This window comes from Pseudomonas sp. PME37.24/006 (assembly GCF_055556635.1).
In genome coordinates, this window is sequence record NZ_JBVHNL010000002.1 from 701,990 (window position 1) to 728,957 (window position 26,968).

The 26,968-nt window shown below is 61.2% G+C and carries 24 protein-coding genes; 12 read left to right on the top strand and 12 right to left on the bottom strand.

The features are described 5' to 3' along the window. Position 1: 1 nt before the first annotated feature. The 6 genes from fliI to ACZ3GY_RS08830 form a co-directional block, all read right to left on the bottom strand. Positions 2-1,360 carry a flagellar protein export ATPase FliI gene (fliI, locus tag ACZ3GY_RS08805; RefSeq protein ID WP_463564586.1) on the bottom strand — a complete coding sequence of 453 codons (1,359 nt, stop codon included), beginning with the start codon at positions 1,358-1,360 and terminating at the stop codon, positions 2-4. Continuing rightward, a complete protein-coding gene (gene fliH, locus ACZ3GY_RS08810) occupies positions 1,350-2,138 on the bottom strand; it encodes a flagellar assembly protein FliH (RefSeq protein ID WP_463564585.1) in 789 nt (262 codons plus the stop codon). Before fliH ends, fliI begins: the two co-directional genes overlap by 11 nt. Positions 2,139-2,141: 3 nt before the next feature. Continuing rightward, the gene (gene fliG, locus ACZ3GY_RS08815; RefSeq protein ID WP_463564584.1) at positions 2,142-3,158 is read right to left on the bottom strand and encodes a flagellar motor switch protein FliG; all 1,017 of its coding nucleotides are present in this window, start codon (positions 3,156-3,158) and stop codon (positions 2,142-2,144) included. After that, positions 3,151-4,956 (bottom strand): flagellar basal-body MS-ring/collar protein FliF, encoded by a 1,806-nt coding sequence (gene fliF, locus ACZ3GY_RS08820; RefSeq protein ID WP_465909713.1) that lies wholly within the window; start codon positions 4,954-4,956, stop codon positions 3,151-3,153. Before fliF ends, fliG begins: the two co-directional genes overlap by 8 nt. Before the next feature lie 16 nt (positions 4,957-4,972). Continuing rightward, complete coding sequence (gene fliE, locus ACZ3GY_RS08825; RefSeq protein ID WP_463564583.1) at positions 4,973-5,302, bottom strand: flagellar hook-basal body complex protein FliE; 330 nt, start codon at positions 5,300-5,302, stop codon at positions 4,973-4,975. Positions 5,303-5,602: 300 nt separating this feature from the next. Then, on the bottom strand, positions 5,603-5,929 hold the full coding sequence (locus tag ACZ3GY_RS08830; protein WP_463564582.1) for a ComEA family DNA-binding protein: 327 nt from the start codon (positions 5,927-5,929) through the stop codon (positions 5,603-5,605). 184 nt (positions 5,930-6,113) lie between these two features. On the opposite strand from ACZ3GY_RS08830, the gene ACZ3GY_RS08835 reads away from it, so the two are divergent. Next, positions 6,114-7,670 (top strand): glycoside hydrolase family 17 protein, encoded by a 1,557-nt coding sequence (locus ACZ3GY_RS08835; RefSeq protein ID WP_463564581.1) that lies wholly within the window; start codon positions 6,114-6,116, stop codon positions 7,668-7,670. 40 nt (positions 7,671-7,710) lie between these two features. Here the strand turns inward: ACZ3GY_RS08835 and ACZ3GY_RS08840 are convergent, their stop codons facing one another. Beyond that, positions 7,711-8,085, bottom strand: coding sequence for a hypothetical protein (locus tag ACZ3GY_RS08840; protein WP_463564580.1), 375 nt, complete (start codon positions 8,083-8,085; stop codon positions 7,711-7,713). A 276-nt stretch (positions 8,086-8,361) separates the two neighbouring features. Here ACZ3GY_RS08840 and ACZ3GY_RS08845 point away from each other — a divergent pair, with 276 nt between their 5' ends. The 3 genes from ACZ3GY_RS08845 to ACZ3GY_RS08855 all read left to right on the top strand — a co-directional run bounded on the left by ACZ3GY_RS08845 (position 8,362) and on the right by ACZ3GY_RS08855 (position 11,407). Beyond that, a complete protein-coding gene (locus tag ACZ3GY_RS08845; RefSeq protein WP_463564579.1) occupies positions 8,362-9,660 on the top strand; it encodes a serine/threonine protein kinase in 1,299 nt (432 codons plus the stop codon). Beyond that, positions 9,653-10,429 carry an MlaA family lipoprotein gene (locus tag ACZ3GY_RS08850; protein WP_465909715.1) on the top strand — a complete coding sequence of 259 codons (777 nt, stop codon included), beginning with the start codon at positions 9,653-9,655 and terminating at the stop codon, positions 10,427-10,429. Before ACZ3GY_RS08845 ends, ACZ3GY_RS08850 begins: the two co-directional genes overlap by 8 nt. A gap of 129 nt (positions 10,430-10,558) precedes the next feature. Further along, positions 10,559-11,407, top strand: coding sequence for a pirin family protein (locus ACZ3GY_RS08855; RefSeq protein WP_465909716.1), 849 nt, complete (start codon positions 10,559-10,561; stop codon positions 11,405-11,407). 53 nt (positions 11,408-11,460) lie between these two features. Here ACZ3GY_RS08855 and ACZ3GY_RS08860 read toward each other — a convergent pair whose 3' ends face one another. Continuing rightward, positions 11,461-12,060 (bottom strand): tRNA-uridine aminocarboxypropyltransferase, encoded by a 600-nt coding sequence (locus ACZ3GY_RS08860; RefSeq protein WP_465909717.1) that lies wholly within the window; start codon positions 12,058-12,060, stop codon positions 11,461-11,463. A 144-nt stretch (positions 12,061-12,204) separates the two neighbouring features. Between ACZ3GY_RS08860 and ACZ3GY_RS08865 the strand changes: the two genes are divergently transcribed. Next, positions 12,205-12,744, top strand: coding sequence for a DUF1003 domain-containing protein (locus ACZ3GY_RS08865; RefSeq protein WP_463564576.1), 540 nt, complete (start codon positions 12,205-12,207; stop codon positions 12,742-12,744). A gap of 159 nt (positions 12,745-12,903) precedes the next feature. Here the strand turns inward: ACZ3GY_RS08865 and ACZ3GY_RS08870 are convergent, their stop codons facing one another. Then, the gene (locus tag ACZ3GY_RS08870) at positions 12,904-14,469 is read right to left on the bottom strand and encodes a methyl-accepting chemotaxis protein (RefSeq protein ID WP_465909718.1); all 1,566 of its coding nucleotides are present in this window, start codon (positions 14,467-14,469) and stop codon (positions 12,904-12,906) included. 374 nt (positions 14,470-14,843) lie between these two features. On the opposite strand from ACZ3GY_RS08870, the gene ACZ3GY_RS08875 reads away from it, so the two are divergent. Genes ACZ3GY_RS08875 through ACZ3GY_RS08885 form a run of 3 tightly spaced genes read left to right on the top strand, consistent with a single transcriptional unit; the run spans position 14,844 to position 19,398 of the window. Next, complete coding sequence (locus tag ACZ3GY_RS08875; protein ID WP_465909719.1) at positions 14,844-16,034, top strand: efflux RND transporter periplasmic adaptor subunit; 1,191 nt, start codon at positions 14,844-14,846, stop codon at positions 16,032-16,034. Position 16,035: 1 nt separating this feature from the next. Then, complete coding sequence (locus ACZ3GY_RS08880) at positions 16,036-17,982, top strand: MacB family efflux pump subunit (protein ID WP_465909720.1); 1,947 nt, start codon at positions 16,036-16,038, stop codon at positions 17,980-17,982. 6 nt (positions 17,983-17,988) lie between these two features. Further along, positions 17,989-19,398 (top strand): efflux transporter outer membrane subunit, encoded by a 1,410-nt coding sequence (locus ACZ3GY_RS08885; protein WP_465909721.1) that lies wholly within the window; start codon positions 17,989-17,991, stop codon positions 19,396-19,398. Between the two features lie 11 nt (positions 19,399-19,409). Here ACZ3GY_RS08885 and ACZ3GY_RS08890 read toward each other — a convergent pair whose 3' ends face one another. Both ACZ3GY_RS08890 and ACZ3GY_RS08895 read right to left on the bottom strand, forming a co-directional pair. Further along, entirely contained in the window at positions 19,410-19,535 is a 126-nt protein-coding gene (locus ACZ3GY_RS08890) for a PA1414 family protein (RefSeq protein WP_465909722.1), read from the bottom strand. A gap of 170 nt (positions 19,536-19,705) precedes the next feature. Further along, positions 19,706-21,856 (bottom strand): TonB-dependent receptor family protein, encoded by a 2,151-nt coding sequence (locus ACZ3GY_RS08895; protein ID WP_465909723.1) that lies wholly within the window; start codon positions 21,854-21,856, stop codon positions 19,706-19,708. 300 nt (positions 21,857-22,156) lie between these two features. On the opposite strand from ACZ3GY_RS08895, the gene ACZ3GY_RS08900 reads away from it, so the two are divergent. Further along, complete coding sequence (locus tag ACZ3GY_RS08900; RefSeq protein WP_465909725.1) at positions 22,157-23,044, top strand: DMT family transporter; 888 nt, start codon at positions 22,157-22,159, stop codon at positions 23,042-23,044. Positions 23,045-23,262: 218 nt separating this feature from the next. Here the strand turns inward: ACZ3GY_RS08900 and cysK are convergent, their stop codons facing one another. Further along, the gene (gene cysK / locus ACZ3GY_RS08905) at positions 23,263-24,237 is read right to left on the bottom strand and encodes a cysteine synthase A (RefSeq protein ID WP_225831733.1); all 975 of its coding nucleotides are present in this window, start codon (positions 24,235-24,237) and stop codon (positions 23,263-23,265) included. 124 nt (positions 24,238-24,361) lie between these two features. Between cysK and ACZ3GY_RS08910 the strand changes: the two genes are divergently transcribed. From ACZ3GY_RS08910 to ACZ3GY_RS08920, 3 genes are all read left to right on the top strand, one after another. After that, entirely contained in the window at positions 24,362-25,444 is a 1,083-nt protein-coding gene (locus ACZ3GY_RS08910; protein ID WP_465909726.1) for a DUF748 domain-containing protein, read from the top strand. Positions 25,445-25,564: 120 nt separating this feature from the next. Further along, positions 25,565-26,410, top strand: a complete 846-nt coding sequence (locus ACZ3GY_RS08915; RefSeq protein WP_225831727.1) for an AAA family ATPase — start codon at positions 25,565-25,567, stop codon at positions 26,408-26,410. Positions 26,411-26,564: 154 nt separating this feature from the next. Beyond that, positions 26,565-26,960, top strand: a complete 396-nt coding sequence (locus ACZ3GY_RS08920; protein WP_465909727.1) for a GFA family protein — start codon at positions 26,565-26,567, stop codon at positions 26,958-26,960. Positions 26,961-26,968 lie beyond the last annotated feature (8 nt).

Consider the following 26,968-nt stretch of genomic DNA (forward strand, 5'->3'; position numbering starts at 1 on the left):
ATTAGGGCGCCGTACTGGGGTTCAGCACCGCGGCCAGCAGGTCACGGCTGCTGTCCAGGCTTTCGCTTTCGCCCAAGCTTTGACGTAAGTAGCGCACCATCACCGGCTGGCGGGCGATGGCCAAATCAGTATCGGCATCACCACCAGGTACATAGGCGCCCACGCTGATCAGATCGCGGCTCTGCTGGTAACGCGACCACAGCTGTTTAAAACGCTGGGCGTTGCGCATGTGCTCAGCACTGACCACCTGAGGCATGACCCGGCTAATGGACGCTTCGATATCGATTGCGGGGTAATGCCCTTCCTCGGCCAGACGCCGGGACAGTACAAAGTGACCGTCGAGCACGCCACGGGCAGCATCAGCGATGGGGTCTTGCTGGTCATCACCTTCCGACAGCACGGTATAGAACGCAGTGATCGACCCACCACCCTCCTCGGCGTTACCGGCACGCTCGACCAGACGCGGCAATTTGGCGAATACCGACGGTGGATAGCCCTTGGTCGCTGGTGGCTCACCAATGGCCAGGGCAATTTCACGCTGGGCCTGGGCGAAACGGGTCAGAGAATCCATCAACAGCAGGACATTCTTGCCCTTGTCACGAAAGTACTCGGCGATCCGTGTGCAATACATGGCCGCTCGCAGGCGCATCAATGGCGCATCGTCGGCTGGCGACGCCACCACCACAGAACGCTTGATGCCCTCGCTGCCGAGAATCTCGTCGATGAACTCCTTTACCTCACGGCCCCGCTCGCCGATCAACCCGACCACGATGATATCGGCCTCGGTAAAGCGGGTCATCATGCCCAGCAGCACCGACTTACCCACGCCAGTACCGGCAAACAGTCCGAGGCGCTGGCCGCGGCCGACGGTGAGCAAGCCATTGATGCTGCGAATACCGACATCCAGCGGCTCGCTGATCGGGTGACGTTTGAGCGGGTTGATGGTCGGGCCGTCCATGGGCACCCAGTCTTCGGCTTTCATCCCGCCCTTGCCGTCCAGGGCACGGCCAGCGCCGTCGAGCACGCGGCCGAGCATGGACATGCCCATGGGCAGACGCCCGGTATCTGGCAGCGGAACCACGCGCGCACCAGGAGCGATACCGGCCAGGCTGCCGACCGGCATGAGGTAAATCTTGCCGGCGGAAAAGCCCATCACCTCGGCTTCCACCTGCACCGGGTGATAACTGTCATCGTTGATCACCAGGCAGCGGCTGCCCAGCGCAGCGCGCAAGCCTTCGGCTTCGAGGGTCAGGCCAACCATGCGCAGCAGGCGGCCTTCGACGACGGGCTGAGATGGCAACTTCACCGCGTCTCCATAGCCCTCCATGCGGCGGGCAAAGCTAATGCGCTCAAGGCGCATTGGCGTCATCCAGTTCGATATGCATGTCGGCGGAACGTGGCGTCGTCGCATGCTCGCGCTGCTGCTCGAACAATTGCTTGAGCGCTTGGCTAAGACGCGTTTCGACACTGGCGTCAATGCGACTGTGCTCGCTTTCTACTCGGCAGCCGCCGGGCAGCAGAGAATCATCTTCGAGAATCCGCCAGTTTTCTTCATGGCGATCACGCAGCGCCTTGACCTGCTCGAAGTCCTGCGGATTGAGGTGAATGCGGATATTTTCTGCGCCCATGGGCAGCAGTTTTAGCGCCTCGCGCAATACCTGGCGGATCTGACTGGAGTCGCGACTCAGCTCACGCTGAATGACCTCACGGGTGATCTGCCCAACCAAGGCCACCAGGGCTACTTCGAGCTGCTGGTCTTGCTCGGCGATTGGCTCGAACAGATGGCTCATCACTTGTTCGAGCGCATTGACGCGGCTCGCCAGCGCGGCATCGGCTTCCTGCTTGGCCTTGAGTTGACCGGCGCGAAAGCCGTCTTTTTCGCCCGTTGCGAAACCTTCGTTGTAAGCATCCTGGCGAATGGCCTCAAGCTCATCGAGCGTCAAGGGTTTGACATCTTCCAGGGCAACCTCTTCGCTCTCCTGCGGCTCAGGCGGTTGCGCCTCTGCAGCCGCTACGCCAGAAGCAGGTACCTCTTCCGGCACCTCAACATGCTCGTCGAAACTGGGTAGCGACCAGCGATTGACGCTGCCCAGATCCTTGGCGCGAATCAGCTCGCTGGCGGGTTCCTTGCCGGCCATGGGTTAAACCATCTCCTCGCCACCTTTACCACCCAGGACGATTTCGCCGGCATCGGCCATACGTCGAGCGATGGTGAGAATTTCTTTCTGCGCCGTCTCGACGTCGCTGACGCGCACAGGCCCTTTGGCCTCGAGATCATCACGCAACAGCTCGGCCGCACGTTTGGACATGTTCTTGAACACCTTCTCCTTGATCGCCTCGTCCGCCCCCTTGAGCGCCAACACCAGCACATCGGAGGAAACCTCGCGCAACAGCGCCTGGATTCCGCGGTCGTCAACATCGGCCAGGTTATCGAAGACGAACATCAGGTCTTCGATCTGCGACGACAGGTCTTCGTCGACCTCGCGAATCGAGTCCATCAACTGCCCTTCTACCGAACTGTCGAGGTAGTTCATGATGTCGGCGGCGCGCTTGACCCCGCCCATGGTGGCGCGGGTAGTGTTGGAGCTGCCGGAGAACTGCTTCTCGAGGATCAGATTGAGTTCCTTGAGCGCCGCGGGCTGCACGGTGTTCAGCGACGACACACGCAGGACGATATCCAGACGCACCTTGTGATCGAAATGTCCCAGAACCTCGCCCGCCTGATCCGGATCCAGATAGGCCACCACAATGGCCTGAATCTGCGGGTGCTCGTAGCGAATCACATCGGCCACGGCGCGCGGTTCCATCCACTTCAAACTGTCCAGGCCGCTGGTGCTGCCACCCAGCAGGATACGGTCGATCAGGTTGCCGGCCTTGTCCTCACCGAGCGCCTGGGTGAGCATTTTGCGTATATAACCGTCAGCGCCCACGCCCAGGCTGGTTTGGTCGCCGACGGTTTCGACGAACTCACCCATCACCTGTTCGACCTGCTCACGATGAATGTTGCGCATGCCGGCCATGGCCACACCCACTCGCTGCACTTCCTTGGGCCCCAGATGACGAAGCACTTGGGCCGCATCGGTTTCACCGAGCGAAAGCAGAAGAATCGCAGCCTTCTCGACCTTGCTCATCTTGGCGGTGGTACGGTTGTCATTCATCAGCATTGATCCAGTCTTTGACCACCTGGGCTACACGACCCGGGTCTTCGGCGACCAGGCTTTTGATCGCGTTCAGTTGCGCATCATACCCCTCGCTCGGGCTGGGTAGGAGAATGCTTTGCGGGCCACCGAGGCTCACCCGGTCGGACGACAACTGGCCATCCAGACCACCCATTTCACCCAGGTCTACGTCGCCATCGCGACCACCGCCAGCCATGGCCAGTTCTTTGCCCTTGCCGCCACCGGTGATGTTGTTGAGCACTGGGCGCAACACGAACCACACCAACAGAAAGATCAACAAGGCCGGGAACAGCGACTTTAGACCGCCCATCGCCATGAGGAAAAGCTCACTCTGGTACCACGGCATTTCGATCACTTCGCTGACTTCACTGCTGAAGGCAGTGTTGATCACGCTGACGCTGTCACCGCGGCTGGCATCGAAGCCTACCGAGTCCTGCACCAAGCGAGTGAAACGCGCCAGGTCATCACTGGTCCACGGCACACGGGTGGCTTCACCGGTGGCCGGGTCGACACGCATCTGATCATCCACCACCACGGCGACGGAAAGCCGGCGCAGGCGACCTTGTTGCTGCTTGGTGTAACTGACCGAACGATCTAGCTCGAAATTACGGGTCGACTGATCGCGCTTGTCGGCCGGGTATGGCGCCAACATCGGCTGCCCGGTCGCCGGATCCATGATCTGCTGGCCATTGGCATCGACCAGAGGTTGGCCGGGGGCAATCGGGCCACCAGGCGCGGCGGCACCGCCAGCCTGTTGCGGCGCGGCAGCAGGGCCAGGAGGCTGATTGCTCAGGGCGCCAGGCACGCCTTGCGGACCACTGCCGCTGCTGCGTTGTTCATTGACTTGCTGCTCGCTGCGTAGCGCTGGCTGATCCGGGTTGAAGGTCTCCGAGGTCGACTCGACTGCGCTGAAATCCACATCGGCCGATACTTCAGCCTTGTAGCGGCCCATGCCGAGCACCGGCTGCAGGATGTTGTGCACGCGCTGGGTAAAGAGGCTTTCCATACGGCGGCTGTAATCGAACTGCTTGCCGGCCATGCTCAGTTCGGACATTTCCTGTTGGTCGGACAGCAGGTTGCCCTTTTGATCGACCACGGTGACCTGGCCCTTGTCCATTTCCGGCACGCTGCTGGCGACCAGATTGACGATCGCCATCACCTGGCTTGGCTCCAGATTGCGGCCCGAATAAAGCTCGACCAATACCGAAGCACTGGGCTTGCGCTCGTCACGGACGAATACCGAGCTCTTCGGAATGGCCAAGTGCACGCGCGCGGCCTTGACGTTGTTCAGGCTCGACACGGTACGTGCCAACTCGCCTTCCAGGCCACGGCGATAGCGGGTCGCCTCCATGAACTGGCTGGTACCGAGTCCCTGCTCCTTGTCGAGAATTTCGAAACCGATGCTGGTGTCGGTCGGCGCTACGCCAGCCGAGGCCAAGAGAATGCGCGCACGCGACAGATCGTCGGATTTAACCAGCAGCGCACCCGAGTTCGGTTCAATAGTGTAGGTGATGTTCGCAGTCGTCAGCGTTTCCAACACCTGGGTCGCATCCATGCCATTGAGGCTGCCGTACAGCGGCTTGTAATCCGGTTGCTGTGACCAGAGCACCACGGCAAAACCAATCGCCACACTGGCGGCCAGACCGACCAGCAGCCCGAGCTGGCGCAGCAACGGCATATCGGAGAGATTTTCCAGGAACGTCAACCCGAACAGCGGCTTTTTCGGCGCGCTGCCAGCGGAAGTGGCGGGTACGTTTGCAGCAAGTGCGTCGGCCATGATCGGGATCTACCTCTTAAACCGGCATTTGCATGATGTCTTGGTACGCCTGAACCAGCTTATTGCGTACCTGTGTCATGGCCTGGAAAGAAACGCTGGCCTTCTGCGAAGCAATCATCACATCGGTCAGGTCAACCCCGCTTTGGCCCATTTCGAAGGCCGTGGACAGTTGGCTGGAAGCCTGCTGGGTTTCGCTGACCTTATTCACCGCCTGCCCGAGCATGTCCGAAAAGCTCGGCGCGCCGGCTTCTTGGGTTTCGGAGACTGCCGGCTTGCGTGCCATGGCCTCAGCCTGCATGGAGCGCATTTCCAGCATTAGACGATTGAACGCGACACCCTGACTCATAACCCTTCCTCCACTGACCGCGGTTTTTTGACGCCGCGTGTGCTTTGCAGAGGTAATTGCAACAAGGGTGCCAACTGCGCATCCCATGCCTAGAGCGTTAATTTATCGGCGCAGCAGGCTTCTGTTGATCGGAGAGCATGAAATGAGCCAACCTCCCAAAACGCAGATACGCTGGGTATTCGACGCCAAGACTCATCGGACGCGACGCCAGAAAACCTACCAAAAGAAGGCGTGCAGCCCATAAAAACGCCGCTCGCCCCAGAAGGGCCGAGCGGCTCGGGTACAACGCGTGAGTTAGCGTTACTGGCTGACGGTTAGCTTGGTGCGATTACGCTCCAGCAAGGCCTCACCAACACCCTTGACCTCTAGCAACTCGTCGACCGAGGCGAACTCGCCGTGAGTATCCCGGTAGCTGACGATAGCTTGAGCTTTGACGGCACCAACCCCACTGAGCTCGCGCTGCAAGGTTTCAGCATCGGCAGTATTGAGGTTGATCGGGTTGAGTTCGGCAACTTGCTGAGCGACTGGCTCAGTAGTTGGGGTTTTGGCACTTTCGTTGGCGCTGACCAGCAGAGAGGCACTGGCGAGCACAACAAACAGCACGGTTTGCAACATAGATTTTTGCATGATTCAACATCCTTTTAGAGTTCACTCGGATTGAGCGACGCGGACATCCCTAACGCCGCATAGTCAAAACTAGCCAGCTTGCATCGGTTGTCAAATCTCGGGATTGTTAACGTATTTTTCGCCGCTATCTAAAGCCCCATCTCGCCGCTAAGATGCGCGTCTCCCCTACCACGCGTGTTTGATCATGCCCGCCAACGCTCGCTTTCCGTTACTCCCCTATATCTGTGCCTGCATCATCGGTTTTCTCGCGCTTGGCAGCCTCTGGCAAACCATTGGCAAACCCGTCGTGTTGGCCGATGCCGCGACGCCCACGCATAAGCTGCAGTGTGCGTCCTACACACCGTTTGGCAAGGATCAGTCCCCCTTCGATCTACCTCTGCAGATTCATCCCGAGCAGATGGATACCGACCTTGCATTGCTTGCTGAACGCTTCCAATGCATCCGCACTTATTCGGTCACCGGCCTGGAGTCGCTACCGGATCTGGCGCGCAAGCACGGCCTGAAGCTGATCACCGGCGCCTGGGTGAGCCGTAACCCCCATGACACGGCCATCGAAATTCAGGGCCTGATCAAACTGGCCAAGGAAAACCCGGATGTCGTCGAAGCAGTGATCGTCGGCAATGAAGCGTTGCTGCGCAAGGAAGTCACGGGTGGGCAACTGGTCGAACTGATCAACCAAGTCAAAGCCGAAATCACCCAGCCGGTGACCTACGCTGATGTCTGGGAGTTCTGGCTCAAGCACCCCGAAGTGGCCCCGGCAGTGGACTTCATCACCATTCACCTGCTGCCTTACTGGGAAGATGACCCTGCTGGCATCGACGCGGCCCTGCATGAAGTGACCGAAGTGCGCGAATTGTTCGGCAAGCAGTTCGCGCCCAAGGACATCATGATCGGTGAAACCGGCTGGCCCAGCGAAGGCCGCCAGCGCGAAACCGCAGTGCCCAGCCGCGTCAACCAGGCCACCTTCATTCGTGGCTTCGTCGCACTGGCTGAACAGCACGGCTGGCGCTACAACCTGATTGAAGCCTTCGATCAGCCGTGGAAACGCGTCAGTGAAGGCGCTGTGGGTGGTTTCTGGGGTTTGTATGACGCCGACCGCCAGGACAAATCGATCCTCGCCGGGCCTGTTTCCAACCTGCCGCACTGGCCGCTCTGGCTGGCCATCAGCGGCGGCGTTCTGGCCTTCGGTTTACTGGTAGGCGGTCGCCCGAGCTCGACCCGCAACGCCGTGCTACTACCACTGTTGGCCGCGCTGGGTGCTGCATGCGTTGGCCTGTGGGCAGAGTTGTCCTGGGTCACCAGCCGCTATGTCGGCGAATGGCTGTGGGCTGGCGCCTTGCTCGCACTCAACCTGCTGGTAATAGCCCATGCAGCACTGTCGCTCTCCACAGCCTCGGGCTGGCGTGCCCAGGCATTCAGCTGGTTGGAGCGCCGTGCAGGCTGGTGGCTGGCGGCGGCCGGCTTCGCCGGTGCGGTGATGATGCTGGCGATGGTCACCGACGCCCGCTATCGCAGCTTCCCCAGTGCAGCGCTGTTGCTGCCGGCGCTGGTTTACCTGCTACGCCCGGTTGCGGCGCCACGTCGGGAGATTGCCCTGTTGGGGCTGCTGATTGCCGCAGGCATCGTGCCGCAGCTGTATGAAGAGACGCTGGATAACCTGCAGGCCATTGGCTGGGCGATTACCAGCGCGCTGCTGGCAGCCGCGCTGTGGCGCAGCCTGAAACGCTCGAAGGGACGCTAGGAGCAACTGGCGCAGCGTTCGAGCGCTGCGCCAGGCACTATCAGCCCGCTGCCGAAGTGGGCGCGCGTACCAAGCGCAACAGCGCCAGTACCACCGCGAACACCGCCAGGCTGGCGGTGTAGAGCGCGAGAGCCGGTAAACCAAGCAGCAGCCCTGGCACCGCCAGGCGCCATCCCCAGGCACCTGGCAACACGAAGGCCAGCACGGCGCAACCGAGGGCAGCCCAGGCGATTATTCTCAAATGAATCATCCAGCCCAGGGTAGCGCGAACCTGGCAGGCCAGATTCTCTGGGTCGTCGACACAACGACCTACCCACTGATCACCCTCCATAAGCAGATAACGCAAGCCATAACTGGCGATCACACACAGAACGGCGGCGATCACCAGCACAACGACAGACAGACGGCGGGGCATGCGGCACTCCAGAGGGCATCGAAATGGCGCTCAGCATAATCTCCCGCCGGGTGGATGCAAGTCACAAATGGTGGCAAGTGCAAAGGCGCTGAAAACCGCGCAACCTCGACCTTTGCTCGTAAATCCGGTATCTACTTCATTGGCGTGCAGCAGGACGATAATTTCCCATGGCACTTTGACACATAGGCAGTTGTCCTAGTCATCGCGGCTGATGCCGAAAGCACGGGCAGCCCCGCCCACCTCTGAAAAGAATGTTCTCTTCCAAAGGGATCTTGTATGTCTTTCATTCCCCGCCTTGCTGCCCTGCTTAGCGGCCTACTGCTCAGCACCCCACTCTGGGCCGCCGATGTCGACCCTCAGACTTATGGCTACCCGCTAACCAATCCGTTCGAGGCGACCATCGCCACCACGCCGCCGGAGCTGCGGCCTGAGTTACCGGACGATGCCGATATCAACCAGAAGGACTATCAGGTTCGCCTGCGCCCGGAACGCGAATTCCAGCTGCCGGACAACTTCTGGGCGGTGACCAAGATGCGTTACCGGCTGGCCGAGCAGAAAGGCCCGGCGCCGCTGATCTTCATCATCGCCGGCACCGGTGCGCATTACTCGAGCAGCACGCCTGAATACCTGAAGAAACTGTTCTATGGTGCGGGCTACCACGTCGTGCAGTTGTCGTCGCCGACCAGCTACGACTTCATGACCTCAGCCTCGCGCTTCGCCACGCCGGGTATCAGCCGTGACGATGCCGAAGACCTGTATCGCGCCATGCAGGCGGTGCGTGCTCAGCATCCGCGCCTGGAAGTCACCGACTTCTACCTCACCGGTTACAGCCTCGGCGCCCTGCACGCCGCATTCGTCAGCCAGTTGGACGAGACACGCCGCAGCTTCAACTTCAAGCGCGTGCTGATGCTCAACCCACCGGTCAACCTGTACACCTCGATCACCAACCTGGATCGCCTGGTACAGACCGAGGTCAAGGGCATCAGCAACCGCACTACCTTCTATGAACTGGTGCTGGGCAAACTGACCCGTTACTTCCAGGACAAGGGTTACGTCGATATCAACGACGCGCTGCTGTATGACTTTCAGCAGTCCAAGGAGCACTTGACCGACGAACAGATGGCCATGCTGATCGGCACCTCTTTCCGCTTCTCGGCTGCCGATATCGCCTTCACATCGGATCTGATCAACCGTCGCGGCCTGATCACTCCAGTGGATTATCCGATTGGCGAGGGCACCAGCCTGACGCCGTTCTTCCGCCGCGCTCTGCAGTGCGATTTCGACTGCTACATGGCCGAACAGCTGATCCCCATGTGGCGTGCCCGCTATGACGGCGGCAGCATGACCCAACTGATCAATGAGGTGAGCCTGTACGGTATCGAGGATTACCTGAAGAACAGCCCAAAAATCGCCGTGATGCATAACGCTGACGATGTGATTCTTGGCCCAGGCGACCTCGGTTTTCTGCGCCGTACCATGGGCGATCGCTTGACCGTGTACCCGCTGGGCGGCCACTGCGGCAACCTCAATTACCGCGTCAACAGCAAAGACATGTTGGAGTTCTTCCGTGGCTAAGTCCTTTCCTACTCTCACGCTGTTCGCCGCCCTGCTGACCTGCGGCACTGTCGTTGCCCAGACCACCATCGAGGACGACGGCTTCAAGCAACCGCTTAGCAAGCTCAAGTTCAACCCCGGTCTGGATCAGCGCGAGTTCGAACGCTCGACGCTATCCGCGCTGGAAGTGTTCGATCCGCTGGAGTCGTGGAACCGTCGTGTCTACCACTTCAACTATCGTTTCGATGAGTGGGTGTTTCTGCCCGTGGTCGACGGATACCGCTACATCACACCGGGCTTCGTGCAGAAGGGTGTGACCAACTTCTTTAGCAACCTGGGTGACGTACCCAACCTGTTCAACAGCGTGGCGCAGCTCAAGGGGCAGCGCGCACTGAACACCACGGCACGCCTGCTGTTCAATACCACGCTCGGGGTTGCCGGACTGTGGGATCCAGCCACCCTCATGGGCTTGCCCAAGCAGCGTGAGGACTTCGGCCAGACCCTGGGTTTCTACGGAGCCCCCGCCGGCCCATATCTGATGCTGCCGATTCTCGGGCCGTCGAACCTGCGCGACACCGGTGGCCTGGTGACGGACTTCGGCGTCGCACAAGCGGTCAATTACCTCAACATGGCCGAGGTCGCCAGCGATCATCCGGAAGTAACCCTGCTCAGGGGCGTCGATCAGCGATCGACCACCAGCTTCCGCTATGGCCAGATCAACTCGCCGTTCGAATACGAGAAACTGCGCTTCTTCTATACAGAATCGCGCAAGCTGCAGATCGCCGAGTGAGACGAGGGGCGGCGTCCAGTGGCGCCGTCCTTCAACATCGACTTTGTTGATCGATAACACAGAGTTTTCCTACCCATATCCCGGTTCGCCTCGCCTAACATGGGCCATCGCGTTCCAGGAGCCTTCAGCATGACCCAACTACGCAATGTACTCGCCATTCAGCCGGGCCAGCCCGCTTCCGACGGTGCCGGCGTGCGCCTCAATCGAGTGATCGGCGGTGGTGGCATCGAGCGCTTCGACCCCTTCCTGATGCTTGACGAGTTCAGCACCGAGAACGCCGACGACTACATCGCCGGCTTTCCGCCGCACCCACACCGTGGTTTCGAGACCATTACCTACATGCTCGAAGGGCGCATGCGCCACGAGGATCATCTGGGCAATGTCGGGCTGCTGCAGGGCGGTGACGTGCAGTGGATGACCGCTGCACGCGGCATCATCCACAGCGAAATGCCGGAGCAGGAGCAAGGTGCCATGCGCGGCTTCCAGTTGTGGCTCAACCTGCCCGCCGATAGCAAGATGGCAGACCCGGACTACCGCGACATTCCGGCCGCGCAGATTCCCCGCGTGCGTACCGCCTGTGGCGCCGAAGTGGCGGTAATTGCCGGCACCTTCGCCGAAGGCGATATCGTTCAGGCCGGCGCGGTGCAGCGCCCCAGCACCGATCCCTATCTCCTCGATCTGCATATTCCGGCAGGCAGCACCTTGAGCCCCGCCCTGCCCGACGGCCACCGCGCTCTGCTTTACGTGTACCAGGGCAACGCTCATGTGCAACGCAGCCACGAAGTGAAAGCTGGCAGGCTGGTTCGCCTGGATGATCAGGGTGAATTGCATCTGAGCAGCAGCACGGGGGCTCGAGTGCTACTGCTCGCTGGCAAGCCGCTGAACGAGCCCATCGTGCAATACGGGCCTTTCGTGATGAACAGCCGGGAAGAAATCGAACAGGCGATGCGCGACTTCCGAGATGGCACCTTTGCCTGAAGCGGGTATAGCTATTGGTGGGCTGTAGTCCACCAATGCCTAACTAAGCCCAATCAACGCAGATGATTGCGCCTGAACGTCTCTTCGCCCATCGCCGCGATCTGTCCTTCGATCAGAGCATCGAAGGGTTTTAGCAGGGCTTGATAATCAGCCGGTGCCTCCAGCACGTTCAACGCCGCGACAATTGCCTCGAGGGTCGACAGCGATCCTTCCATCGGCGCCTTGCGCAGGCGATAGCGCGAAGGTTGCACATCCGTCAGAGTCACCCGCGGCAGCGCTGCCAACGCAGGATTGAGATGCAGCAGCTTGCGCGCTTTGCGCCAGGTGCCGTCAGGCACTACCAGCCGCCACGGTCTCTCATCGGCATCATCCACGATGCTACCCAGCGGCTGCGCATCGTCCCCCGGAAACAGCAAGCAGGTGCGATAGCCCGGCTGCGTTAACCACAGCGGCAAGTCCTCGAATACCTCACCAACGCGCAATGTCGCATTGCGCAGACCAAGCACGGCCAGATAGGCAGTATTCAGAGCATGATCGGCTTCATCGGGATGCTGCAGCACAAGGATTTCTGTACGGCTAGGCAGATCGGGGATCAGCGCGCACAGGCAATGGCTTTCGGGACGCTTGCAGCGGGAACAACGGGGGCGTGGCATTGGCGGGTCTCCTCAGCCAGGGAGTGTGCCACAAGCCAACTGCCGCGTAAGCTGCAGGGGCAACCAGACAACCGTCGTGGTGCTCCGACCAAGCGCCCTGCCGGCCGACTCACCGCTGCGCGCCCTGCCCCCATGGAGCCGCCAATGAACACGCCTGCCGAGAAACCCTCCGCTTCCCCACTCGACCCGTTGCGCTTCCATCGCCCCCACGCCCACCTGGCCAACCCTTTTGGTAACGACACTTTCGCGCTCAAGGCAGAAGCCTTCGCCCGATTCTTCGGCACCCCGATGTTTCTTGGCGTGCAAACCCTGATCGTAGCGGCCTGGATCGCAGCAAACGCTAGTGGCCTGGGCAGCTTCGATCCCTATCCATTCATTTTGCTCAACCTCGCGTTCAGCCTGCAGGCCGCCTATGCGGCGCCCCTGATCCTGCTGGCTCAGACCCGCCAGGCGGCCCGCGATAAAGCGCATTCGGAGGCCGATGCAAAACACCGTGAAGAACTGGCCGTTGCCAACGAGAAACGCCTGGAGAACGCGGCGCAACAGAGTGCTCAGTTGCTGGATCTGATTCGTCAGAATACCGAACTGACGTCCATCACCAAGCAACTGAGCGAGCGGATCGAAGGCTTGACGGTAGAACTGCATGAGCGACTGATCAACAAAGACAGCCGCCCACTGGCCTAGGGTCTGTTGCCGTTTCAACGCGAGCCGCGTTGCCGCGAGAAATCTCGCCAGGTTAGGCGGAGGACGCAGGGAATGGCGTTCCCTTTTCAAGTCCTCCAACGACACATGGCGAGATTTCCCGCGCAACCCGCAGGGCCGGGCGTGAAACAGCAACAGACCCTAGCGGTTGAAGCGCTCGGCCAGGCTGTGCAGGTAGTCGGCCATGGTCTCCAGCTCCTTACCGATGGCGGCCCCCCGGTGAGCCTGCTCGGCACCCTGCTCGGAAAGGTGGGCGATGCGGGTGATCTGCCGGCTGATGTCCTCGGCCACCTGGCCCTGCTCTTCGGAAGCGGCGGCAATCTGCTGGCTCATCCCAGTGATGCGGCTGACCGATTCACTGATGCCATCGAGCGCGATACGCACCGCCTCGACGCTCTGCACGCTCTCCCGGGAGATCTCCTCCCCTCGCCCGGCCGTGACCACCGCACGTTCGGCGCCGGCGCGCAGGGACGCGATGATCTGATGAATCTGCTGGGTCGACTCGCGCGTACGTGAAGCTAGCGAACGCACCTCATCGGCAACCACGGCAAAACCACGCCCCTGCTCGCCCGCGCGCGCCGCCTCGATAGCAGCGTTGAGCGCCAGCAGGTTGGTCTGTTCGGCAATCGAGGTGATCACGTCGGCGACGCTGCCGATGGACTGGGTGGAGTTTGCCAGGTCGTTCACCGCCTGGCCGATGTCGGCGACCGCCTTAGCCATGTGCTGCATGGACTCCAGGCTGCCACCGGCCAGTTGCCGCCCTTCCTTGGCCAGGCGATCGGCCTCTTCGGCGGCATGGCTGGTGCTCTGCACGTTCTGGGTGACTTCCTGAATGGTTGCCGCCATCTGGTTGATGGCCGTGGCCGACTGATCGGTCTCGCTGCGCTGCTGATCGAGCATCTCGGCACCCGCTCGAGAGAAGCCGGCTGACTGAGCGGCCTGTTTCTTGACGTTGACGCCAGCATCTTCGAGGCGTGTCAGCGCCGTCTGCAGGCGCGCTTCTTCGCTGATCATGGCCATGTCCAGCAACGCCTGAGCGCCGCGGCTCTCGCTGTAGGTCAGCGCCACCAGGCTGCTGGTGAAGGCTTTGGGATGGTCGGCCAGTGTGCGGCGAATCAGAGAGCGCTTGGCGTACAGCTGATAGGAGCCCAGAGCAGCCATCACCACCACGATAAGCGCCGCCAGCCACGGCCCGGCGAGCAGCGTTTGGGCCGCTAGGATCACCAGCGTGGCGAGAATCAGCGGCCAGGAACGAATCAGGTCGTAGGTCAGGTACTCGATCTTCGGTACCGGGGATTTTCCGGCCCGCAATCTGGCGTACAGCGCCTCGGCGCGGCGTTTCTGGTCTTCACTGGGCAGCGAGCGCACCGATTCGTAACCCGACACCTGGCCGTTCTGGTAGATCGGCGTGACGTAGGCACTGACCCAGTAGTAATCGCCGTTCTTCGAGCGATTCTTGACGATCCCCATCCAGGGTTTGCCCTGTTTGATGGTGTCCCACATATGGCCGAATACCGCGGGCGGCATGTCCGGGTGGCGTACCAGGTTGTGGGGCTGACCGATCAGTTCCTCACGAGTGAAGCCGCTGATGGCAACGAATGCGTCGTTGCAGTAGGTGATCTTGCTGTTCAGATCAGTGGTGGAGATCAACCGCTCATGACCAGGAAAAGTCCTTTCCCGCTGAGTCACCGGCAGATTCTGACGCATGGTTGCAATCCTTTAGTTCGTGAAGGGTACATCCCTGCCACTCCACTATGTCTAGCACAGCAATGCTGCCGCGCCAGCACAGGTAGGCGTTTGGTTTTAAACAACTAAGCACGAGCGAAATGGCACATTGGAGTCGTCGCACTCGGCTCCCTGCCACGCCTGTTTCCTGCTTACCCGATCGGGCTTTCCATAATGTCGGCAAGCGCGTCGGTGACTTGAGAGCCTTGCCGCATTTGCTGGGTCACAAATAACCGTTGCCGGTCGTCCGGCCACGAACTTTACCTATTCCTGACAGAACCTTACCTCGCTCTTACCCAACGCAGATGAGCGCCTCCCTATAGTGGCTGCATCCAAATTCGTTGTGTGCCATCACCATGCCAAGAACCAAGCTGCTGCTCCTGATTCCCGCCATCGCTGCCCTGGCATTGGGCGGCTATGCGCTCAACCGTTGGCTGCAGCCAGCGCCAGGCAACGGCCTGCTGACTGCCGAGGTTCGCCAGGCCAGCATCGAGCAAACGGTCATTGCCACCGGCACACTGGAAGCCTTCAAGCAGGTCAGTGTCGGCGCCCAGGTGTCCGGCCAAGTCACCAAGCTACACGTCGACTTCGGTGACCTGGTCAAACAGGGCGACCCCATCGCCGAGATCGACTCCCTGACCCAGCAGAACGACCTGGCCAATGCCAAGGCCGCGCTGGCCAACGTCAAGGCCCAGCGCGCGGTGCAGGCCGCGAACTTGAAAAAGGCGCAGCTCGCCTTCAATCGGCAGAAATCCATGCTCGCCCAGAACGCCAGCTCGCGGGAAAGCTACGAAACGGCCGAGGCCGACCTGAACACCGCCAAGGCCCAGGTCGCCGCGCTGGACGCGCAGATTCAGCAGGCACAGATCCAGGTATCCACCGCCGAAGTCGATCTCGGCTACACCAAGATCGTCGCGCCCATCGACGGCACGGTGGTCGGCGTGGTGGTCAAGGAAGGCCAGACGGTCAACTCGGCGCAGTCGGCGCCGACCATCGTCAAGGTCGCCCAGCTCGACAAGATGACCGTGCGCGCCGAGATTTCCGAGGCCGATGTGGTCAACCTGCAGCCCGGCCTGCCGGTGTACTTCACCATTCTCGGCGAGCCCGGCAAACGCTATGAAGCCACGCTGCGCATGATCGAACCCGCGCCGGACTCTATCAACACCAGCGACAGCACCTCGAGCACCTCATCGTCGACCACCTCCACCGATACGGCGGTGTACTACATCGCCGTGTTCGACGTGCCAAACCCGGACGGCAAGCTGCGCATTTCCATGACCACCGAAGTGAACATCGTCCTCGACAGCGTCAAAGGCGCGACGAGCGTTCCGGTGTCGGCGTTGGGCAGCGCCAACCGTGACGGCAGCTACACCGTGCAGGTGCTCAAGGACGGCAAGGTCGAGGCACGACAGATCCGCACCGGCCTGGAAGACTCGATCAACGCTCAGGTGCTAGAAGGCCTGGAGACCGGCGACAAGGTGGTACTCGGCGACGCCGCGGCCGGCTCCAGCACCACCCTGCGCATGCGCGGGCCGATGAGGCTCTGATATGGCACTCTTAGAACTCAGCGGCCTGCGCCGCGAATTCCCCGCTGGGGAGCAGACCATTGCCGTGCTCAAGGATGTCGACCTGAGCATCGAACAGGGCGAGATGGTAGCGATCATCGGCACCTCCGGTTCGGGCAAGTCGACACTGATGAACATCCTCGGTTGCCTGGACAGAGCCAGCGCCGGCACCTACCGCATCGCTGGCCGGGAGACCGGCAAGCTCTCTCCCGATGAGCTGGCCGAACTGCGCCGCGAGTATTTCGGCTTCATCTTCCAGCGCTACCACCTGCTTGGCGATCTGGACGCCGTGGGCAACGTCGAAGTGCCGGCCATCTACGCCGGCAAGGACGCCGCCAGCCGCCGCGAGCGCGCCGAAGCACTGCTGCAGCGGCTCGGTCTGGGCGAACGCCTGAGCCACAGGCCAAACCAGCTTTCCGGTGGCCAGCAACAACGCGTATCCATCGCCCGGGCGCTGATGAATGGCGGCCAGGTGATTCTCGCCGACGAACCCACTGGCGCCCTGGACAGCCACAGCGGCGAGGAAATGCTCAAGCTGCTGCGCGAGCTGCATGCCGCCGGGCACACGGTGATCATCGTCACCCACGACATGAAGGTCGCGGAAATCGCCGACCGAGTCATCGAGATCAGCGACGGCTGCATCATCGCCGATCGCCGCCTGCGCCCTGCCGAGGACGACGTGCCCGCCATGCCTGAACCGGCGCCGGCGCGGGTCGCTAATGCCTTGAAGGCCAGTTTCGGCCAGTTTCGCGAGGCCCTGCGCATGGCCCTGCTGGCGATGCTGTCGCACAAGCTGCGGACTTTTCTGACCATGCTCGGCATCATCATCGGCATCGCCTCGGTGGTCTCGGTGGTAGCGCTCGGTCAGGGCTCGCAGCAGAAGATCATGGAAAACATCAGCGCGATCGGCACCAACACCATCGACATCTATCCGGGTAGCGGCTTTGGTGACCGCCGCTCCGGACGGATCCAGACGCTGGTGCCGGCCGATGCCGACGCCCTGGCCGGCCAGGCTTTCGTCGACAGCGTCACGCCGTCGGTTTCCAGCTCCGGCACCCTGCGCTATCGCGAGCAGGCGCTGAGCGTATCCACCAGCGGCGTGGGCGAGCAGTTCTTCCGCGCCAAGGGCTACACCTTTGCCCAGGGCCGTGCGTTTGACGCCAAGGCAGTACGCGAGTCGGCGCAGAGCGCGGTCATCGATGACAACACCTACAAGAAGCTGTTCGCCGGCAAGCAGGCGCTCGGCCAGGTGATCTTGTTGGGCAACGTACCGGTGCGCGTGGTCGGCGTGCTCGACCCCATCCAGAGCAACTTCGGCGGCAGCGATTCGCTACGCGTCTATCTACCCTACACCGCGGTGATGAACCGCATGCTCGGCCAGTCGTACCTGGAAAGCATCACCGTGCGTGTCGACGACAGCGTCTCCAGCGATGCCGCCGAGCAGGGCATCATCCGCCTGCTCACCCGCCGTCACGGGGTTCAGGACTTCTTCGTGATGAACACCGACACCATCCGCCAGACCATCGAGAAGACCAGCCAGACCATGACCCTGCTGATATCGGCCATCGCCCTGATCTCCCTGCTGGTCGGCGGCATCGGGGTGATGAACATCATGCTGGTGTCGGTCACCGAGCGTACCCGTGAAATCGGCGTGCGCATGGCGGTGGGTGCCCGGCAGAACGACATCCTTCGCCAGTTCCTGATCGAGGCGGTGCTGGTGTGCCTGATCGGTGGCGCACTGGGGGTGATATCGGCGCTGGCCTTCGGTGCGCTGTTCAGCCGTTTCACCAGTGAATTCAGCCTGGTGTTTTCTAGCGGCTCGATCATCGCTGCGTTTCTCTGTTCCACGGTCATCGGCCTGGTGTTCGGTTTTCTGCCAGCCCGCAATGCCGCCCGCCTCGACCCCGTCGACGCCTTGTCTCGCGAGTAGCCGATCATGCACAGCCATTACCTGAAACCTCTGTCTCTGCTCGTCGCCCTTGCTCTGGGCGGCTGCAGCTCGCTGCTTTCCACACCTTACGAGCGCCCGGCGCTGAACGTGCCCGCCAGTTGGCAGCAGCCTGGCGAACAGCAGGTCAGCAGTGGCCAAGCCTGGTGGAAGGCCTTCAATGATCCGGAGCTGGATCGACTGATCGAAGCGGCGCTGACCCGCAACAACGATATCGGCACCGCATTGCTGAACGTACGCCGCGCGCAATTGCAGGCTGGGCTGACCCGCGACGTGCAGTTTCCCCAGGTCAGCAGTGGGCTGAGTGCCGACCGTACTCGCGCCCTGCGCGGTGAAGGCAGCGCCGCTCACAGCTATTCGCTGACCGGCTCGGTGAGCTGGGAGGCCGACCTGTGGAACCGCCTGGGCAGCGCCACCGATGCAGCCGAGCTCGAAGCGCTGGCGACCGAGCAGGATTACGCCGCTACCCGCCTGTCATTGGCGGGTACGGTGGCGACCTTGTATTGGCAGATCGGCTATCTCAACGAACGCCTGGCGGCCAGCGCCGCGAGCATCGAGTACGCACGTCAAACCCTGCAGTTGGTTCAGGTGCAATACGATGCTGGCCAGGCTTCGGCGCTGGAGCTCGCCGAGGCGCGGCAGAGCCTGGAAACCCAGCTTGCCAGTGAAGTGGATCTGCGCCAGCAACGGGTCGAGCAGCGCAACGCCCTGGCCGTGCTGTTCGACGGTACCAGCCCGGCGAGCCTGACTGAACTGCAGAGTCTGCAAGACAGCGTATTACCCGCCGTGCGTGCAGATCTACCGGCCAGCCTGCTGGCTCGGCGCCCGGATCTGCGCGCCGCCGAACTGCGCCTGCGCAGTAGCCTGAAATCCGTGGATGCCACCCGCGCCAGCTATTACCCGGATCTGAGCCTGACCGGCACCCTGGGCTACTCCAGTTCGGCACTGGGCAACCTGCTGCAGAATCCGGTCGGCGCCGTGGGTGCCAGCCTGGCCATGCCATTCCTGCAGTGGAACCAGATGAAGCTCAACGTCGCGGTCTCGAAAACCGACTATGAGCTGGCGGTGACGGACTTCCGCCAGAATCTGTATCAGGCATTGGCGGACGTGGAGAACGGACTGGCGGGGCGGCGTCATTACGCCGAGCAGGAAGGCATGCGCAGCCGCGCACTGGACGCAGCCAGCGAGGCAGAACGTATCTATCGTATTCGTTACGAATCAGGGGCTGTGGATCTGCAGTCCTGGCTGAGCGCGCAGGATACCCGCCGCACGGCTCAGATCACTCTGGCGGAGAATCGTCTGAACCAGCTGATAAATGCAGTCACGCTGTATCAGTCCCTGGGAGGGGATACAGGCGTGAACATCGAAGCGCCGCTGGCGGCGCTTCCAGATCAATGACGCAGCGACACTCAGCGGCGGCGCTGGCGCTCTGCAGCCAGACGGCGCTGCTCGTCACTGCGGATTGGGATCGGCTGCATGCGCTGAACAAACAGGGCATTGAGCTGTGCGGCAAGTTTTTCGAACCAGGCTTTCATAAGAGATCTCCTCGACTGCACGCGGCTATGGTGACCGCTTGACTTGAGAGTAGCCGAAACCATCGCACTAGGGGAGATGTAACAAGCCTCCAACCGTTGCAAGGCGCTACCGACCGTCGCTTTGCTTCTGCTGAAAATCGAGGGCCGACGCTGCGGCCCCGTCGGTTTGATCAGAATTGATATTCCACGCCCGCCCCTGCATACCAGGAACGCCCGGGTGCCGCTTCGTAATAACGGTCGTTGCCATCGCCAACGATCACCGAGCCGACGTACTGCTTATCCAACAGATTATCCAGGCGCAAGGTCTGGTGGGTCTTCCATGCACCGAGGTTCTGCTCGAAGCGGGTACGCCAATTGAAGACCGCATAACTCGGTGCGGCTTTATCGGTGTTGGTGTCCTCGACGTAGACCTTGCTGCGATACAAGCCTTCCACGGCAGTGCTGATGCCATCGACTGGCTTCCAGGCCACTTCGCCGAACAGTGTGGTACGCGGCACGCCGGGCAGGTTGTTGCCCTTGTCGATGGTGTTATTGCCTGCGACGAAGCTCGAATCATAGGTCGCCGCCAGGTAGGTATAGGCCAGCGCTGCTGACCACTGCTCGTTGAACTGGCTCTCAACACCCAGCTCGAAACCGCGGCGCAGGGTCTTGCCAGCGTTCTGGTAGCTGGTACGGCCAAACTGGTTTTGTAATACCACGATCTCATCATCGGTATTGATCTGAAAGATAGCCGCATTGATGCGGGTCGTCTCGGCGATGCGTGCCTTCATACCCACTTCGTACTGGGTACTTTCAGAAGCCTCAAGCCCTAGATTGAACCCCGTATTGTTCAATGAGTATGCCAGCTCGCCCTGGCTCGGCGTTTCAAAACCCTTACCAACGCTGATATAGCCATTCAGATCAGGCGTGAAGGCATAGCCAACACTTACAGATGGCGTGGCCTTCTCATAACGCTTAGTGCCGCTGTCATCAACGTTTTCGCCAACTATGTACTTGTCATCAACATCCACCTTGACGGTGCTGTAGCGCAAACCACCCTGCAGCGTCCAGTTACCCAACACCCAAGTCGCCTGCGCATAGGGATCAAGACTGGTTACGGTATCAACCTCATTACGCCGCAGGTTTCCTTTTATGCCTCGTGTACCAGTGGCGATTGTTCCAACGTAGTTCTCATAGCCACGACGATCATCGCGGCTATGGTCATAATCGAGCCCAAACACCAGTTGCAGGTCTCCCGTCACCCCTTCTACCGGTTGTAGCCAACGTACACTGCCACCGTGAAACTCGCGTTCAAAGTCAATGACGCCGCCGCTATGCCGCTCATCTGCCTGCGGGTTGGCCCACGTTTCATAGGGAATCGCCTGATACTGAACCACATGCCGTTTACCCGCATACGCCGTTAGTTGCAGTGTCGAGTCACCAAAGTAACGCTCGTAATTCGCGCCCAGTTGCTGGTGATCGATACTCTTGCGAGTGTTGTACCGGGTGGCATTTGTAGCCACCGAACGCGGATCGGCCTTGTAGGCCTCCCACGCCTGCCCAAGGGGATCCTTGGTGCCGTTCTGCTCCAGGCTGCTGTAGATCAGCGCCAGCTTGCTGTCTTCATCCGGTTTGAAATTGAGTTTGGCGAAGGTCTGATCACGGCGCGCCGAGCTGTGGTCTCGGTAACCGTCGGTGTCCATCCGCGAGGCGTCGAGCACGAAGCCCACGCCATCCGCCTCGCCTTCGGCGGTGAGGTGGTTGCGGGTCAGGCCGTCGCTGCCGATCAGGGTCTCGGCACCGATACGCGGCCGGCCAACACCGTCACGGGAAAACATCTGGATCACCCCGCCGGCGTTGCTGCCATACAGCGTCGAGGCCGGGCCACGTAGCACTTCGATACGGTCGGCGGTATCCAGGTTGAAGGTCGCCGCCTGCCCTTGGCCGTCAGGCGTGCTGGCAGGGATACCATCAGTGATCAGCTTCAAACCGCGCACGCCGAAAGCCGAACGGGCGCCGAAACCACGGGAGGATATCTGCAAGTCCTGGGCATAGTTCTGGCGGTTCTGCACCACCAGCCCGGGCACCCGCGTCAACACCTCGGAGGCATTGATGCCCAGTTGACCATCACTGATCTGCTCGCGGTCGATACCGTCTACCGAGAATGGCAGGTCGAAACTTTGCATCGCACTGCGCGAGCCGGTCACCACGCTGGGTTCGAGCACCAGGCTGCTGACTGGCTCCGCCGCCTGTGCCGCCCCCGTAGCCGCGCAGCTGCATAACAGGATGGCCTTGGCCAAGCGGGACAGTTCAGGCAGTTGCGCAGGCGGGTTACAGCTCATGGGCGTATTCCTTGATTCTTCGGTAGCGCGTAGTTGGCGCGACCATCCGCAGCGGATGGTTGATGGAGAGCGGCGCAATTATGGGTGTTTCAGGCATGACGTGCGACCCGCGCGCCAGAGCGCTTGTTCAAACAATAGTGGCCGTTGACGCGAAGCCGTTGTGCGCTGGGCGAATCACAAAGGTTGCAGCGTGTTTCTCGCGAAAGGTGCACCTGCCGACATTGAAAGCCAATTCCGCGCTTGCCTTGCTGGCGACGTCCGGCAAAACTGCCGGCCTTCCGCCCGAGACTGGAGCCTGCCTTGCGCCCTGCCGACATGTTGCGCCTTCTGCTACTCGCGTCGATCTGGGGAGCCAGCTTCCTGTTCCTGCGCGTGGTGGCCCCCGTGATCGGCAGCATGCCGACAGCCTTTTTCCGCGCCGCGATCGCCATGTTGGGTCTGCTGGCGATCCTGCTGCTGATGCGGGTGAAGTGGGATTTTCGCGGCAAGCTGGGCCTGTGCCTGGTGCTGGGCGTGATCAACGCCGGGATACCCTCGGCCATGTACAGCCTGGCAGCACTGGTATTGCCCGCTGGCTATTCGGCGATCATCAACGCGACCACGCCGATGATGGGGGTGTTGATCGGCGCCCTGTTCTTCGCAGAAGCGATGACCCTGACCCGCGCCGCTGGTGTAGCCCTTGGCCTGTTCGGCGTCGCCGTGCTGACCCGCAGCGGCCCGGTGGAGCTGGATACTGCCCTGCTCCTTGGCGCCCTCGCCTGCCTGCTGGCGACGTTGTGTTACGGCCTGGCCGGATTTCTCACCCGGCGCTGGATAGCCGGCGACCTGGACAACCGCCTTACCGCGTTTGGCAGCCTGTGCGGCGCCAGCCTGTTCCTGCTACCGCTGTTCGGTGGTTCGCTGGCGATACAACCACCGGCCAGCTGGGGCGGCTGGCTGGAATGGTCATCGCTGCTGGCCCTGGGGCTGGGCTGCACAGCCTTCGCCTACGTGCTGTATTTCCGCCTGCTCAACGACATTGGCCCGATCAGGGCGTCGACCACCACCTTTCTGATCCCGATCTTCGGCGTGTTCTGGGGCGCCCTGCTGCTCGACGAGCCGTTGTCCTGGGCACACCTGTACGGCGGCGTATTGATCGCCATCGCGTTGTGGCTAGTGGTTCGCCCGGCGACGAAAGCACCGGCATAGACAGCCGTCCAATCCCATAGGGTGGATCGGGGCGTGCAAGTGAAGCGTCGTCTACCCGTTACGGCTCGAAAGCAGTGCCGGACGATCGATTAGGTGGGCTGGAGCCCACCCTACAGGGGCGCTGGCGTAGGGTGGGCTTCAGCCCACCAATTCGCCTCGTTTGATGGCTCCCACGCTCAAGCGTGGGGAGCGATCTGATTGGCTACGCGGCCAATACTTTACTGCTGCAATTCCTGCTCGGTGAACAGGTCGCTGAACAGCATGCTCGACAGGTAGCGCTCGCCGGAGTCCGGCAGGATCACCACGATGGTCTTGCCCTGCATCTCCGGCTTCTCGGCCAGGCGAACGGCGACTGCCATCGCCGCGCCGCAGGAAATCCCGCAGAGAATGCCTTCCTCGCGCATCAGGCGCAGGGCCATGGCCTTGGAGTCTTCGTCGGTCACCTGCTCGACCCTGTCGACCACCGACAAATCGAGGTTCTTCGGCACGAAGCCAGCACCGATGCCCTGAATCTTGTGCGGACTGGGTTTGACCTCCTCACCGGCCAGGGTCTGGGTGATCACCGGCGAGGAGACCGGCTCGACGGCAATGGACTGGATCGCCTTGCCCTGGGTGTGCTTGATGTAACGCGAAACCCCGGTGATGGTGCCGCCGGTGCCGACACCAGATACCAGCACGTCCACGGCACCTTCGGTGTCGTTCCAGATTTCCGGGCCGGTGGTTTTCTCGTGGATCGCCGGGTTGGCCGGGTTTTCGAACTGCTGTGGCATGTAGTACTTGGCGGTATCGGAGGCAGCGATCTCGGCGGCTTTCTCGATCGCACCTTTCATGCCCTTGGCCGGCTCGGTGAGAACCAGTTCGGCGCCCAGCGCCTTGAGCACCTTGCGACGCTCCAGGCTCATGGACGCCGGCATGGTCAGCACCAGCTTGTAACCGCGGGCAGCGGCGACGAAAGCCAGACCGATACCGGTGTTGCCCGACGTCGGCTCGACCAGGGTCATGCCCGGCTTAAGCACGCCACGGGACTCGGCATCCCAGACCATGTTGGCGCCGATCCGGCACTTCACCGAATAGGCAGGGTTGCGCCCCTCGATCTTGGCCAGGATGGTCACGCCCTTGGGCCCGAGGCGGTTGATCATCACCAGAGGTGTGTTGCCGATAGCCTGTGCGTTGTCTGCATATATGCGGCTCATGGTGTACCGGTTCCTTGTCTTGACTGAGCTCATCAGCCTATGCCCGATGCGTCAGGGCGTCCAGCGTCGGGAAGGTCGAACTCTGCGGGCGCGATTGCAGTCAACCCAGACTACGCCTACACGGATGCATCCGATGAAACGCCGCTACAGCCTGCCGCTATGGATCTGCCTGGGCCTGCTCGCACTGGTGCTGGTTGCCCATGTCGCCCTGCCCTATGTGGTGCGCGACTACCTGAACGAGAAGCTCGCCGACATGGGCGACTACCGCGGCCACGTCGAGGATGTCGACCTGGCCTTGTGGCGCGGCGGCTACCGCATCAATGGCCTGCGCATCGTCAAGGCAGATCGCGACGTGCCGGTGCCGTTCGTGGCCGTGCCGCAGATCGAGATCTCGGTGAGCTGGAATGAACTCTGGAGCGCACGCGCAGTGGTCGCCCGGGTGGTATTCGAGAAGCCCGAAGTGAATTTCGTCGATAGCGAAAACCGCGACGATGCCCAGACCGGTGAAGGCGTCGACTGGCGCGAGCAGTTGAACAAGCTGCTGCCGATTACCCTCAACGAATTGCGTGTGAATGACGGCACCCTGGGTTTCTACAATTTCAATGCGTCGCCGCCAGTGAAGATCCAGGCCAATGCCATCCAGGCCAGCCTCTATAACCTGACCAACGTGGCCGACGAACAGGGTGATCGGGTCGCTCGCTTCGAGGGCAAAGCACAGTTGCTAGACCATGCGCCTCTGGAAGCCAGCGCGGTGTTCGACCCCTTCCACAACTTCCAGGATTTCGAGTTCCGCGTACGCGCCACCGGCATCGAACTCCCGCGCCTCAACGATCTGGCCAATGCCTACGGCAAATTCGATTTCAAAAGCGGCAACGGTGATCTGGTGATCGAGGCGTTCGCCGAAGACTCGCAACTGAGCGGCTACATCAAGCCGATACTGCGCAACGTAGAAGTGTTCGACTGGCAACAAGACGTGGAAAACAAAAACAAAGGCTTTTTCCGTTCTATATGGGAAGCCGTAGTCGGCGGCGGCGAGAAAGTGCTGAAAAATCAGCGCCAGGATCAGATTGCCACCCGTGTGGAGCTACGTGGCAGCACACGCCAGCAAGATATCAGCGCCTTCCAGGCGTTTATCGGCATCTTGCGCAATGGTTTCGTCGAAGCCTTCAACAGCCGTTTCGAGCGAGGTGCGGCAAAAGAAGAGTGAAACGTCTATTCAGTGACTGAATAGCCGTCCCGCGTTCACAGTCACAACCTCATCACGTTATAGTCTCGGCTTTGATAATCGCCCTGCCGCTGGCTGGCGTCGACGCACGAGGATCATCCAATGAAGTTCGAAGGCACACCGTCCTATGTCGCCACCGACGACCTCAAGCTGGCGGTCAATGCAGCAATCACCCTACAGCGGCCGCTGCTGGTCAAGGGCGAACCTGGCACGGGCAAAACTCTGCTGGCCGAGCAACTGGCCGAATCCTTCGGCACGCGCCTGATCACCTGGCACATCAAGTCCACCACCAAGGCTCACCAGGGGCTGTACGAGTACGACGCGGTGAGCCGCCTGCGTGATTCGCAACTGAGCTCCGAGAAGGTTCACGACGTCCGCAACTACATCAAGAAAGGCAAGTTGTGGGAGGCCTTCGAGGCCGACGAGCGCGTGGTGCTGCTGATCGACGAAATCGACAAAGCCGACATCGAGTTCCCCAACGACCTGTTGCAGGAACTCGACAAGATGGAGTTCTACGTTTACGAGACCGACGAGACCATCAAGGCCAAGCAGCGCCCGATCATCATCATCACCTCGAATAACGAAAAGGAATTACCGGACGCCTTCCTGCGCCGCTGCTTCTTCCACTACATCGCCTTCCCGGATCGCCAAACCCTGCAGAAGATCGTCGACGTGCACTACCCCGGCATCAGCAACAGCCTGGTGGCCGAAGCCCTCGACGTGTTCTTCGACGTGCGCAAGGTGCCGGGGCTGAAGAAAAAGCCCTCGACCAGCGAACTGGTCGACTGGCTCAAACTGCTGATGGCCGACAACATCGGCGAGGCAGTGCTGCGCGAGCGCGACCCGACCAAGGCCATTCCGCCGCTGGCTGGTGCCCTGGTAAAGAACGAGCAGGACGTGCACTTGCTGGAGCGCCTGGCATTCATGGCGCGCCGCGGTAATCGCTGAGAACGTGTTAATGACCTGCTGCGCGTCGGCCATGCCGCGTTAAAAACAGGCTCGGAATGCTCATTTACAAACTCGTAAACTCCGCTTCCTCGCCTGTTTTTGCCTTGCATGACTCTAGCTCGCTAGATCCTAAACACGTTCTAAGGAACATCTAATGCACTGTGGAAGTTGCCTCTGCGGCACGGTGAAGTACCAGATCGACGGCCCCATCGAATCTGCCAACCATTGCCATTGCAGCCAGTGCCGCAAGGGCCATGGTGCAGCGTTCGCCACGTACGGCAACGTGCGGCGCGAGCACTTTCGCTTTACCCAGGGCGAAGAGGCGGTGGCGCTGTTTAGCTCTTCGTCGGGCGTAGGCCGTACTTTCTGCCAGCACTGCGGCTCGAATCTGCAGTGGTTCGCCGAGCAAGCCCGTCCGAACTGGTTGTCGGTAACCCTGGGGACGCTTGATACGCCGTTACCCAGCGTTGCGCAGCAACACATTCATGCCGAATCCTGCGCCGACTGGTACCGGATCGCCGACGGCCTGCCCGTAGAACGTCGCGACTGAGGAAGCCA